This is a genomic window from Pedobacter sp. AC190 (assembly GCF_979258025.1).
Genome location: NZ_OZ409824.1, coordinates 3068023 through 3081407, shown reverse-complemented (window position 1 = coordinate 3081407; position 13385 = coordinate 3068023). Strand labels below are relative to the sequence as shown.

8 protein-coding genes are annotated in these 13385 nt (G+C 37.8%); all 8 read right to left on the bottom strand.

The genetic code is table 11. The features are described from left to right. Positions 1-50: 50 nt before the first annotated feature. The 8 genes from ACZZZI_RS13515 to ACZZZI_RS13480 all read right to left on the bottom strand — a co-directional run bounded on the left by ACZZZI_RS13515 (position 51) and on the right by ACZZZI_RS13480 (position 13376). A complete protein-coding gene (locus ACZZZI_RS13515) occupies positions 51-1007 on the bottom strand; it encodes a 2-hydroxyacid dehydrogenase (protein ID WP_463489682.1) in 957 nt (318 codons plus the stop codon). Between the two features lie 34 nt (positions 1008-1041). Beyond that, on the bottom strand, positions 1042-1842 hold the full coding sequence (locus tag ACZZZI_RS13510; RefSeq protein ID WP_463489681.1) for a DUF4249 domain-containing protein: 801 nt from the start codon (positions 1840-1842) through the stop codon (positions 1042-1044). Between the two features lie 3 nt (positions 1843-1845). Continuing rightward, positions 1846-4170, bottom strand: coding sequence for a TonB-dependent receptor (locus ACZZZI_RS13505; protein ID WP_463489680.1), 2325 nt, complete (start codon positions 4168-4170; stop codon positions 1846-1848). A 101-nt stretch (positions 4171-4271) separates the two neighbouring features. After that, a complete protein-coding gene (locus tag ACZZZI_RS13500) occupies positions 4272-5465 on the bottom strand; it encodes a multiheme c-type cytochrome (RefSeq protein WP_424057457.1) in 1194 nt (397 codons plus the stop codon). Positions 5466-5480: 15 nt separating this feature from the next. Beyond that, the gene (locus ACZZZI_RS13495; RefSeq protein ID WP_463489679.1) at positions 5481-7265 is read right to left on the bottom strand and encodes a cellulase family glycosylhydrolase; all 1785 of its coding nucleotides are present in this window, start codon (positions 7263-7265) and stop codon (positions 5481-5483) included. A 17-nt stretch (positions 7266-7282) separates the two neighbouring features. Continuing rightward, positions 7283-10270: a glycosyl hydrolase family 28-related protein gene (locus ACZZZI_RS13490; RefSeq protein ID WP_463489678.1), complete on the bottom strand. Its 2988-nt coding sequence runs from the start codon at positions 10268-10270 to the stop codon at positions 7283-7285. A 23-nt stretch (positions 10271-10293) separates the two neighbouring features. Beyond that, positions 10294-11697, bottom strand: coding sequence for a glycoside hydrolase family 30 protein (locus tag ACZZZI_RS13485; RefSeq protein WP_463489677.1), 1404 nt, complete (start codon positions 11695-11697; stop codon positions 10294-10296). 146 nt (positions 11698-11843) lie between these two features. Next, on the bottom strand, positions 11844-13376 hold the full coding sequence (locus ACZZZI_RS13480) for a RagB/SusD family nutrient uptake outer membrane protein (RefSeq protein WP_463489676.1): 1533 nt from the start codon (positions 13374-13376) through the stop codon (positions 11844-11846). Between the last annotated feature and the right edge of the window lie 9 nt (positions 13377-13385).

Genomic DNA, 13385 nt, shown 5'->3' with positions numbered 1-13385 from the left:
TCAATGTGGCAAGTTTTTCTAACTAGATAAATAATAAAGCCTCTATTTTCCTATACCTGATGCGGCAAGGCTTCGCCCTTCAAACCTGCAATAACGTTTTTAGCCACAAGGTTAGCCATTGCACTTCTGGTTTCTTCTGTTGCCGAACCAATGTGAGGCAACACCGCAACGCTTTCCATATTTAATAATGGATTATCTGCCTTCATAGGTTCTGGATTGGTAACATCCAAACCTGCACCCCAAATTATTTTCTCTTCCAAAGCTTTAATTAAATCGACTTCATTATGAATGCCGCCTCGTGCTGTGTTAATAAAGATGGCATTTGATTTCATCTGTTTAAAACTTTGTAAGTCGAATTTATCCTTTGTTTCGGGTGTTAAAGCAGTATGTACGGAAAGAACATCGCTTTGAGCAAGTAATTCCCCGTAAGAAACATACCTTGCACCTATTTCTTTTTCTGCTTCGGTATTTCGATTTCTGTTGTGGTAAATTACCTGCATTTGATAAGCACCAATACACTTCTTCGCCATTTCCAGACCGATCTTGCCCATTCCAAAAACCCCTAAAGTTTTACCATTTAGCTCAATGCCCAGTTCTGGCGTTGGCTCGTAGTTTTGCCAATCGCCTTTTATAATTTTTTTATGCAAATAAAAAGCCTTTCGCGATACGGCGAGCATTAACAAAAAAGCGGTATCGGCAGTTGCCCCGCTTAAAACACCTGGTGTATTTCCTATCGGGATATTTAATTTCTTAGCTTCTGCAACATCAACATTATCGAAACCGACAGAATGCAAACCAATTACTTTTAGGTGGCTACAAGCATTTAAAAAAGCTGCATCTATTTTATTGGGACCAACGCTAACCAATGCATCAAAATCCTGGCAAGTAGCGATCAATTCATCAGCTGTAATTTGTCTTGGTTCAGTCCACTTTGTTATGGATATATTATTTTCTTCTAATAACTTGAGGCCGCTTTCGGCTATGTTGCCGCTTATAAAAACTTTCATCTAGAGATAACAGGTAAGGTTTAACTATGTTTCGTTAAGGTACAACTATGCTTAATCTTTGATTCGTTTGAGCACTAAAATAACCCAAGGCACCGTTCGAAATATTAGAAGTAGGATTGGCTGGTGTTGTTCCCTGGTTTGGACCCCTACCCGATTGCTGACTTAAAGCGTACCAGTAGTTAAAAATATTAGCATCGATACAGTGCATATCTACAGCTACCTTATCGCCAGTTACCAATCCCTCATCATCGTCGTCATTTTTCGAGTAGAACAACTGCAAACGCAAATTATTTCCGTTGGTTAACCGATCATTATTTACATAAACCCGATCCGATTGAAGATCGTTAACATACATATTGAAATGATAATAGTTAGTTTCTCCTGCTGGATCCAATACATAAGCTGCAATTGTTTTCCTTTCATTATTAAAAAAAGTATTTACAACAACACCAATCGAATCTAACCGAACGGCAGTTGGCATTTTAGAAATTGCAGTGTATGTTTTCCCTTCAACTACTGCCTTCATGGTATAAGTTACCCCTGCTATGCCACGCATTCGTAAAGCATATATCCCAGCAGCACTTTCTGTAAAATTATAGTTGTTACCTCTCGAATCGCTTACAGAAACTACAGCTCCAGAAACAGCTGGAAAAATGCTCTGGTCATCGTAAGAAACAGATTTACTTATTTTTATTACCTGATCTCCAATTTGATTGGTGATAACCCCCTCAATAACCAGTTGCGGTTCGGCATTGTTGGTATCAATTTCTATAATTTTCTTACACGATGTAAAGAGCAAACACGCAAGCGAGCACAATATTATGAGTTTCTTCATCTTTTAAAATTTAAAATTCCAGGTTACCGATGGGATCAAACCGAACAAGGAGGTTTGCTCTGCAACTGTTTTGTTTGGATTATTGGGATCGTTAATAAATTCGATTGAATAAGGATTTTTTCTGGCCAAAGCATTGTAAACTCCAAAATTCCAGCTCGATTGAAATCTACCCGTTTTTTTCCCTTCTAATGTAGCACTTAAATCCAAACGCATATTATAAGGCATTCTACCTGCATTTCTTTCTGTGTAATAATAAACTGTTTGGTTATTAATTCTGTATTTACCTGCTGGAAAAGTTACCGCATTACCTGTGCTGTAAATAAAACTCGAAGAGAAAGTCCAGCGTTTGTTTAAATTGTAAATACCCACCACCGAAATATCGTGTGTTCTATCTTGCCTTGCAGGGAAATAATTTCCGTTGTTAAGCGCTGCAAATTTTCGTTCTGTGCGTGATAAGGTATAACCAACCCAGCCGTTAAGTTTGCCAAATTTCTTTTTGAAAAATAATTCCAAACCATAGGCTCTGCCTGTACCGTAAAGCAGTTCTGATTCTACATTGGAATTTGCCAGCAACTGTGCTGCATTTTTATAATCGATTTGATTTTGTAACCATTTGTAATAAACCTCGCCTGAGAATTCATAGTTATTTTCCTGAAAATTTTTGAAATAACCCAGCGCTACCTGATCCGCAATTTCGGGTTTAATGTTATTGCTGCTCAAAACATATTGATCGGTTGGCGAGCTTGATGTCGCATTTGTTAAAATATGGATATTCTGGGTGTTGCGGTTATAAGATGCTTTTACAGAGTTTTCATCATTAAAAAGATAGCTTAGAGAGAAACGAGGCTCAAGATTGAGGTAATTTTTGTAAAACCGCCCGTTTTCTGCCCTATCTGTAGCTGTAATATTTCCCGCAGCATCATAAGTACTAAAATTACCTGGGCCAAGCAAAGAAAATGCAGCCAATCTAACACCATAAAGGAAATTAAGCTTTTCAGTAACTGCCCATTCATCAGAAACATACGCGGCTGTTTCCAGTCCGTATCTTTTTTCTTGCGTTAAAGGGTTAACCTGCGATTCCTGGCTTGTTGTAATGTCGATAGGTGAAATACGGTGATGTGTTGCATTTAAACCAAAACGAAGTGTATGCTTATTACTGAAATATTGGAAATCTTGCTTCAAATTAAAATCGCGAACTAATGAAGTTGCTTTAAAATTTGTAACATCATTTAACAATTGAACGGTGTAATTGTAGTTGTTATAAATTAGTGAGGTATTAGAAAAAAGTCTATCGTTAAAAATGTGATTTAAACGCAAAGTGGTGGTTACGTTTCCCCAGTTATTTTCAAATAAATCCTTAACGCCAATATTATCTTTACCAAAATACCCAGAGAGATAGATGGTATTTTTGTCATCAATTTTGTAGTTTGCTTTTGCGTTAATATCGTAGAAATTCAAGGTACTTCCATTTATGGCCGAATCGGGCGAAAGCCTTAAAAATAAATCGATATACGTTCTACGAAAACTTACCATAAAAGAGCCTCTGTCTTTAACGATCGGTCCTTCGGCTTTAAGTCTTGATGCAATTAATCCAATTCCACCCTGAAATTTAAATTCTTTGTTATTCCCATCGTCCATTTTAACATCTAAAACAGATGATAAACGACCTCCGTACTGTGCTGGCATTCCACCTTTGTACAAGCTAACATCCTTAATCGCATCAGCATTAAATGTAGAAAAGAAGCCCAATAAATGCGAAGAATTGTAAACAACAGCTTCATCCAAAAGAATTAAATTCTGATCAGCAGCACCGCCACGCACATAAAAACCTGTATTTCCTTCGCCGCCTGATTTAACACCTGGCAATAACTGAATGGTTTTTAACACATCCTTTTCGCCCAAAAGAACAGGTATTGAGTTTAGTGATTTCATATCAACCCTTTCCAGTCCCATTTGTGCACTTTTTACGTTCTCGTTTTTCCGATTTTTTGCGCTTACCGTAACCTCTGCCAAATCGTTTGCCGTTCCTAGTTCCTGATTAAGTTTGGTATCCTTATTTAAACTAATATTTTTTGTAACGGGAAGATAGCCAGCATAGCTGATTACGACAGTATAATCGCCTTCAGACTGCGTTAAAGCATAATAGCCATACGCATTTGTAAGTGTACCTACCGAAGTTTTACCAGATAATTTTACTGTTGCACCGATTAAGGTTTCGCCAGTTGCTGCATCGCGAACCGTGCCACTTAAATTGAATTTACTTTGAGCTAAAACGACCTGGCTAGATAAAAAGAAAAGCAATAGAGATAAGCAAAATTTTAGGGGCATAGTGGCTAGATCTTTTAAATTATTGAAGCCAAATGTACGAAATACAAGTTCTTTTATATTAGACTGCGAAGCTTTTAACAGGATTGATACTTTAACGAAAACTATTTAGCTGGGTAAATACCGATGTGGTGCGAACGCAATAAATAAGGATTAACATTTTTATTACCAGCCGTTTGAAATGAAATTAGTTTGGACGCCTGCATTGGCATATGGCAATCGATACAATTGGTTTTTAAAACACCTTTTGCCAAGGTAGCGGCAGTATGCTTTTGAGTTTGATGACAACTTATGCAACGTTGAGAATAAATGGCCATATTACCCTTAATACTTTCGTGAGAATTATGGCAAGACTGACAGGTCATTTCGCTTTTTTGGTAACATAGCGTACCTTGAAGCATTGCTGTTTGATTACCATGAACATCGGGGTTGGCGCCTCCAAAAGAGACGAAATCCTGTGAATAAAAATCAGCAAGCTTATCGCCTGGCTGGAAATTAAAAACAGACTGAACAGTTGTAAGCGTATTTCCAGAATGACAAACGCCACATGCATCCATTTTTTGCTTGCGGCTTAGTGTATTGTAAATGGTTATAAATTTTGCCTTTTTTTCTTTCGGGTTTTCTAAATGAAAAACTGCGTGTTGTTTTCCCGGCCCGTGGCAACGCTCACAATCTATTCCATAAATCAGCGAACCTTTTTCCATTTCTTCATCCATGGCTAATGCCGAAACCTGTTTTACGCTCGTTTTAACAAAAGAACTGTGGCATTCCAGGCACCTACTGGTAACCTGCCGATCGAAGTACATTGCATTTTTAGGGAAACCCGGGCTATTTGCCCAGGTTTTTATTTCAGAGAAATGAGAAAGCGGTAATTGAAACAATTTTTTGTCTTTCCAATAGGCATAAGTAAAAGCCTTTTCGCCAGAACCAAAGGCTACATCAAATCTTTGGGCTCTTTTTTCCTTTCCATTAACATAAGCAACCTGATAAATTCCGCTATCTCGTTTTTCAACCTTGATTTTCATAATCTGGTTAAAAGCAAAAGAATTCGAATCGTTTGCCAGCAGCTTTAATAAATTCTTATTAACAACAGGACTAGAGGTTAGGCCATGTGAATTGTGAGCAAATGACTCACCTATGCTGGTGTGACACTTAACACAAGTAGCCGCACCCGTATAATTTTCGCCTCTTATATCGGCTGGTATTTTATCTGCAATACTCATACACCTGGAAAGGGCAACAATTACTACAGCGATAATACCGATAATTAGAAATATGCGTTTATAGCCTTTTAACACCTAAAGTTTTGTTAGTTATTTTACGAATTGAATATAACTAAAATTATAACCTCCTGTATCGGCAATAATTTTTATTACTTGTTTACCTGCATTTAAGGCTATATTTTTCACTTCGAATGGAATAAACTTTTTTGCTCCACCAGAATTAGGTACAGCAATATCTTTAGCTACAACTTTACCATTTACAGCAATAGATATTTTTCCATCGCCTTGCGCTGAAGCGGTATTTAATTTTAAGGTATAATTTCCCTTTTTTGCCACTTGTGTGGTGTACTGTAGCCATTCTCCGCTTTCGATATTGGAAACATAATACTTTTCGTATTTTGTAGAATCCATTTGTATATCTACGCCATCGTTTCTATACATGCGTCCACGATTTCCAGCCGTTCTTTTATTTGTAGCAACATGATAATCGGCCACATCTAGATCGAAATAAGCCTGGTTATTTTTACCTAAATCGTAATCGACAGCATAAATTATCGAACCCTCTTTTACCAGGTTTGCTTTAAATGGCTTGGTTTCATCGCTGTGTGGCTGGCGAATCATTGCATCGATTACATCTTTATGGATAATTGTATTTTCCAATCTGGTGTGAACAGCAAGCTCCATTAAACCGCTGTACACATTACTTTCTTTAGGTTTATTTCCACCATTATTCATGTAATTTACTACGCTATTATAATTTAAGTTAGATTTTATCTCAATTGGATTATTAAAACCAATCTTTTTTAATGGCCACCAAGCCCAACCAATATTGTTTTTTTCGAAAAGGCTAATGGCATCCGTAAACCAGGTATTTGAATTTTCGCCTGTTTCACCTACCCAGATAGGTGCGTTTTGCTCCTCTCTGGTTTTAATCATGTGTGCAATAGAAGCCTGGTCGTTATAGTTCCAGTATTTATGAAAACTTATAGCCATATTATTATCCCAAAGCGGGAAAACGCCGTTGTAATTATTTCCCCATCCATTTCCTTCGATAATAATCATGTGTTTTTGGTCGACGGCACGAATGGCTTTTGTTATATCAACCATTAGTTTTTTTAATGGTGCATTAATCTTTTCCTGTGTTCCGTTTTTATCTGCTGTCGGATTAGAGAAACCATAATTCGGCTCGTTAATAATGTCGTAGGCTCCAATCCATTCTTCGTTCTTATAGCGTTCTGCCAGCTTTGCCCAAAGTGCAATTGTTTTTTGCTGATTAGCTTCACTTTCCCAAAGCATTGGTTTTGATGCATCCCGATCTGAAATATTGGTATCATTTCCTTGTCCGCCTGGCGCTGCATGTAAATCTAAAATCAAATACATTTTATTGGCCTTGCACCAGGCAAGCAAACTATCTGTTAAAGCAAATCCCCTATCCAGCCATGTATTTTGGCCAGCAACAGATTCTTTCTCTATTGGTAAAGTATATAAATTATAATGCATTGGTAAACGAACCGAATTAAAGCCCCATGCCTTGAGCGAATCGATATCTATTTTTCGGGTGTGGTTATTTAACCATGCATCATAAAATTCTTGAGTTTGCCTGGCTCCCATTAGATCTTCCAAACGCTCGCGGATTTTATATTGCTGGCCATCTTTGTTAATTTTAAGCATGTAGCCTTCCTGCAACATCCAGCCTCCTAAACCAAATCCGCGGAGCAAAACATTTTCTCCCTTTGCGTTAACAATTTTCTTTCCTTCGGCCTTTAAAAAACCCTGAGCATAACTATTAAAACCAAACGCAATAAGGCTAATAATAAATAATAATGATTTACTTTTTTGAACCAGGAATGATGGATTAAAGATTCTTTTAAACATAATAAATAGATTTTCGGTTAAGGTTTTAGGCTGTATAATGCTGAGCGTGTGGTTATAAAAAGTGTACTTCCATCTTTACCGCCAAACGAAATTGTGGTTGGCCTTTCGGGTACATTAATTTGCTTAATTTGTTTTCCTGTTTTATCGAAAACATAGATTTCTCCATCGGCGATGTAAAGGTTTCCATCTTTATCTAAGCAAGAATTAAATTCTCCCTTTTCGGCAAAATATACCAAGTTTGATAAATAGCCTTTATTGTCGACCTGAAGACTGACTGTTCGTTTGTCATACTCATCGGTTGCATACATTATTTTATTTGGGAAGCCTTCTACAAGCGCATTAGATCTTGCTAAATCGTACACTATCGGGATAATTGTTTCGCCATCTTCGGCTACAAACATTTCAGTTGGTTTGTTAAGACTAACCGTATTAAAATCGTGCGAATCTCGCCAGCGATTAGCAGGATAAAGCGCTTTATGGATTTTATTTACGGCGCCCATTGGTGCTGTTTTTAACAGTTTTATGGTTTTTTCTGCCTGATCAGGATTAATGGAATAAACCCAAACGCCAAAGCCAGAATTTCCCCAGCCGCTAAACGATGTCCCATCAGCATCGGCTGGAAGTGGAAAAGTTTCGGGTTTACCGTTTACCATATACCCAGGCGTAGGGTAATACTTGAATAAAACCAATAAATTATCTTGCTTATCAACGCCTAAAGAAAGCGGCTCGAATGGGAAATCGGCAACTAAGCTTAAAGCATTCGTTTCAACTGACCATTTGTAAACTCTTCTCATTCTAGATTCGCTGAAGTAAATGTTCCCTTTGCTATCCTTAGTTATTCCATCGGCAAATTCAAATCCCTTCACCAAAAGCTTTGCCTGCAATGACTCTGCTTTTTTATTTCCCGTTGCATTTCCACTAATATATAGCCTTGTAAACTCCCAGGGTCTAACTTCAATACCTGTATTTATATCGTATAACGGCAAAGTTGCCGAATATTTGGTTTGTGCATAATTATGAACATTCAAAAATTCGATGTTCTTCGAACTCCAGGTTCTAATGCCTGTTGGCGATGGGGTGTTAACTCGGATAACCCTAAACATATAAAAGTTGGCAAAAAGCATATTTTCACAGCTTTCTACTTCCATTGGTAATACGTCTGAGCTTTCTCTACTTTCTTCTTCAAGCTGCATCGCATATACTTTCCAATTTGCTACGCGATTAAATCGAACCTCGTTTCTTACGTGGTGTTCGATAGACATGGCATAAATGCTTGATGGAGTTTTGGTATCAGATACATAAATGCCAGATGTAGAAAATGTATTTGCCGTCCAGATATTTTTAAAAACGCCACCGCCACCATCGGTAATCCATAAGCTCCAGTATTGCGAATCCCAAGCACTGTCTTTGCCCTGCAAAATTCTACTTGGCTGTCTGTTTCCTGCCTGATTTGCATTTCGTGGTTGTTGCGGGCCAGGAGTCATAGAACCATGTCCACCAATAAACTTCACATCGTTCATGTAAGATTTACGTCCCGCCATCCATTTACACGCCACGGCAATGGTATTGTAAATCCCTGTGTTTAAACCGATCCCCGTTAAAATATTTGCACCTTCTTTTGGTGCCTCGAGCAGTGCTTTTGGTGGCCCAAAACCGCCGAAAGCCTGCGTGTTATCGGCCAGCATAAATTGCGTTGCAATTGGACTTAAACCGATAAGAGCGGTATTTTTTTTGAGCTTTATCGTTTCAGAAACCTTATACCAACCTTGTGGCACATAAATATTAGGGTATTTATCAATTGCATCCTGAATAATTTTGGTATCATCCGTTTCTCCATCTCCTTTTGCACCTAACGTTTTTAAATTTACCCATGTTTTTATTTCAGGAAAATCGGGAATATCTTTAGGGGCTGGTTTAGGAAATATATTAAGTGGCTGAAAACTTTGAGTTGTTTTATAAACGGCATCTTGTCCTAAATCGTCGATTTGCAAGCCATAAACAAAGTTTTTTACTTTATAAATTTTAGCAATGCCATTTGTTTGGGTTTTACTCATTCTATAAGAAACCAACACGGGCACATTTTTACAATCTACGTTCCGAAGTACAATCCCATTGAATGCATTATTCTCATTACTGGTGATTATTGCCGGGCCAGAAACATTTTCAAACTGACTATCTTCTATGTATATCTTTTCAAAATAATTAGAATCGACATCGATTACGCGAGGTACGTTTTTAACATTCATCCTCACAATTGTTAAACCAGCTTCACGGGTTTTTATAGCAGCCTTACGTTGTCCTTCAAAATAAGTATCAATCATCATAAACTGCCAACCTGGAGAAGCCTTTGTTGTATAAATTCCGTATTCTCCTCCAAAAAAACGAACATCTTCCATTTCGTTGCCAACCTCAAACAAACCTGCTTTTCCGTTTCCTGCGTTAACATCAACATGAGCAATAAAACTATGCTGAGCATAATGCGTCCGCAGGGCTACAGCTTCAGGATTGCCATCTTCAATTTTAATATCACAATTTGAGAAAGCACTATAAAATGTACCTGGATTTGCATCGCGAATCGGTTGCCCGTTCTGCACAATTGAACCCGTAAACCAGAACATATATTTTGCGTTACCTTTATCAGATGGTACAGGTTCTTGAAAGCCTGGTGATTTTTTAGCAAGGATAAATAGTGGCCGGTTATTACCATATCCAATTAAACGTATTGAGTTTGGAATGTAAATGGTTTTACTTATCAGATATTTTCCTTCGGGGATAAAAAGAATTCCGAAATTATTTTTGGTTTTAACACCATTTATTGCCGCTTGTAATTCGTCTGACACATCAGTTTTACCATCAGCAGTAATTTTGAAATTTGCTGGTGTAAAATAAGTAGCATTTGGGTCATCGAGCTTTTGTTTATAAAAAGATTTACTTTTTATGGGATCGGCCTTAACGAAAGTAATTGCTACAAAAACACAAAGGATTATGATTAAATACTTTTTCATTACCATTATCTTATTTTTAACTTTTACCAGATGTAAGTACCTACTGAGCCTTTATCCAAAGTTGCAGATACCATTTTTCCATTAAAACTGATATTGAAATTTGTGGCTTCTTTGCCTGTGTTGGCTACAATTAATACCTTTTTTCCTTCAGGAGTTTTAAAGGCTACGTTTGATAAATCGGGCAACTCATTAGAAGCAATTCTAACGGAGCCTGGACGAACAAATTTTGATGCGTGCGCTATAGAGTAGTATGCAAGATTTCTGCTTACATTATCTTTATCAATGGTAACTGCACCCTGGCAGGTTGGGCAACCACCTCTATCGGTAAATGGTTTATTCTCAGGATCGGCAGCTAAATTCCACTCTAAAACATTTCTGCTCCAGTTGCGTGTAGCTCCAATAATTAAGCGCCTAACGGGCCCTGTAATGTTTATTGTTGCGGCATTTGGTCTTTCTACAACCATTTGCTCGGTGAAATAAATATTCTTATCTGGATGGGCATCACGAACATCACTTAAAGCTTCTATTTTACCACCGTAAAGATGAAAAGCAGAACCATCGATGTATTTTCTTGCTTCCTTATCGTTCAGAATTGTGATGGGATAATCCGGGCGATCGGCATTATGATCGTAGATAATTATTTTGGTTTTGATGCCTGATTTTTCGAACGCAGGACCAAGATTTTTTTTAACAAAAATTGCCTGATCAGGTGCTACCATTAACAGGCTTGGATTATTACCAGGATGCAGAGGCTCATTCTGAACGGTTATCGCATCAATTGTAATTCCCTCCTTTTTCATTTCCTGAACGTATTTAACCAAATACTTTGCGTAAGCATCGTAATACTCGGGTTTTAACATACCTCCCCGGGCATCATAAGTTGTCTTCATCCATAATGGGGGAGACCATGGCGAACCCAAAACCTTAATTTTAGGATTTATAGCAAGGATCTCCTTCATTACTGGGATTACATCAACTTTATCAAGCCCTAAATCAAATTTAGCCTGGTTTAAATCTGTCTGTCCTTCAGGTAAATCGTTATAAGAGAATACTTTTTCGTTCAAATCTGATGCACCAACGCTTAATCTTATATAGCTTACACCAATATTATTTCCATCGGTTGCAAATAACTCTTTAAGCAAAGCAGCTCTCGCAGGTGCCGACATCTGGATAATGTGCTGTGCGCTTCCACCCGTTAAGCTGTAACCAAAGCCATCAATTGGCTGGTAAGTTTCCTTTTCATTTATTAAAATAGTAGGGTTGCTGTTTTTAATTGTCGAGAATTTGAGTGCATCGTTTTGTTTTGCAAAAAGTACAGAACGATCGGCTTTGGTAAGCCATAAAGATGCATCGGTTTGGGCAATGGATTGTACTGTAGAGAAGCTTAATGTAAGAGCAAAGCAATAGCTCATCGTCTTTAATTTCATAATGACAACAGGTTAGTAAGTAGAAGATTTAGGGTAATTTCAGAAGCTATGAGCCTTGCTTCGGTATTTTACAGTTTTGCAATATCTCTTGCAAAATTTAAAAGCGTAAAAGGGGGCAGGTAAAAAACCCCACCCCCTTAAATATTTTATTTAGTACCGCCGTACTCTTTGTTTTGAAGTATTTTAGTATTATTTAACTCTGCCTGCGGAATAGGAAAGATTTCATTTTTGTTTGCAGTGAAACCTTTGTATGCCAATACCGTTGCAGCCTTACCCCAACGAACTAAATCTGGAAAACGGTGACCTTCACCTGCAAGTTCCAACCTTCTTTCCTTCATTATATTATCCATGGTTACAGCTACTGGATTTAAGCCAACACGAGCTCTAACTGCATTTAGCAATAAGTAAGCACGACTACCAGGACCTACGGCACCACCGCTTTGCAAGATAGATTCTGCTTCAAGCATATAAGTATCTGCAAGTCTGATTTCGTATGAGTTTTGAGGGAAGTTTAACTCGGTTTGTCCTGTAGGCGCTTTATCAGCAACTCTGCCTATGGTTTTTTCTAAGAAGTAACCACTGTTTTGGTATCCTTTTTCGTATGTAGCAATACCATTTTTTTCAAGACTATCTAAATTGGCAACAGTTGCTTTATTACGTGGATCGAAGTGAATAAAATCGAAGAATTCTTTAGTAAAAACTAAGAAACTATAACCCGAGTAATAGTCAGGTGCACTGGCTAACACTGGTTTGTATCCACGAGGACCAACAATAATATTTAACAAGTTACCTTCAGAAGCTCCAGCATCGCCCCAACCACCGTTAGAAGCATTTGAGTGAACAATTTCCAAAATCGATTCGGTATTGAATTTATTGTTCACTTTAAACAAATCGCCAAAGTTTGTAAGTAATTTGTAGCCATAAGTTGCGTTTGCCTGTCCTGGAGTAGTTCCGTTTACCAGCGCAAATTGTTCAGCAGCCTGAGCATATTTTGCCTGTTGTAAATAAACTTTACCCAATACAGCCTGCGCTGCACCTTTAGTAAGGCGACCGCCTTCACTTGCCCCTTGCACGGTATTAGGAAGGCTTGGAATGGCTTCGGTTAAATCTTTCTCAATTAAGGCATAAACATCTGCAGGTGCTACTTGTAACACATCATAAATCTGTTTTGGATCTACTTCTGAGGTTAGTAATGGAATGTTTTTAAAGAAACGAACCAAATCAAAATAGAATATGGCACGTAAAGCTTTAGCCTCACCTGTATATCTTGCTTTTAACGTCGCATCCATACTAATGCCACCAATTTTCGACAAGAATACGTTTGCACGGAAAATACCTGCATATCCTTTATTCCAAAGATAACCCTGTGGACCAGTTTGCGAATTTAAGGTAAAGGTATTTACAACCTGAAGGTCGTTAATATCTGATGGACCACCACCACCTGCAACCTGATCGTCAGATGCGGCATCCATAATGGCAACTTTGTCATAAAGTCCACCACTTTGGAAACCAAATCTATCATAAATGGATACTAAAGCAGCAAATGCATCTTGGGGAGTTTTGTAATAATTATCTAAAAGAACCCGTTCCTGAGGATTAATCTCCAAATATTTTTTACAGCCTCCAAATAGTTGCATTCCAGCCAGGATTACAACTAAATAAGTTATTTTTCTTTTCATTTTAATTAA

Excerpts from the sequence above, each read along its gene's own strand:
- ACZZZI_RS13490 (WP_463489678.1), bottom strand. The coding sequence starts at position 10,270 with ATGAAAAAGTATTTAATCATAATCCTTTGTGTTTTTGTAGCAATTACT.
- ACZZZI_RS13480 (WP_463489676.1), bottom strand. The coding sequence starts at position 13,376 with ATGAAAAGAAAAATAACTTATTTAGTTGTAATCCTGGCTGGAATGCAA.
- ACZZZI_RS13515 (WP_463489682.1), bottom strand. The coding sequence starts at position 1,007 with ATGAAAGTTTTTATAAGCGGCAACATAGCCGAAAGCGGCCTCAAGTTA.
- ACZZZI_RS13485 (WP_463489677.1), bottom strand. The coding sequence starts at position 11,697 with ATGAAATTAAAGACGATGAGCTATTGCTTTGCTCTTACATTAAGCTTC.
- ACZZZI_RS13505 (WP_463489680.1), bottom strand. The coding sequence starts at position 4,170 with ATGCCCCTAAAATTTTGCTTATCTCTATTGCTTTTCTTTTTATCTAGC.
- ACZZZI_RS13495 (WP_463489679.1), bottom strand. The coding sequence starts at position 7,265 with ATGTTTAAAAGAATCTTTAATCCATCATTCCTGGTTCAAAAAAGTAAA.
- ACZZZI_RS13510 (WP_463489681.1), bottom strand. The coding sequence starts at position 1,842 with ATGAAGAAACTCATAATATTGTGCTCGCTTGCGTGTTTGCTCTTTACA.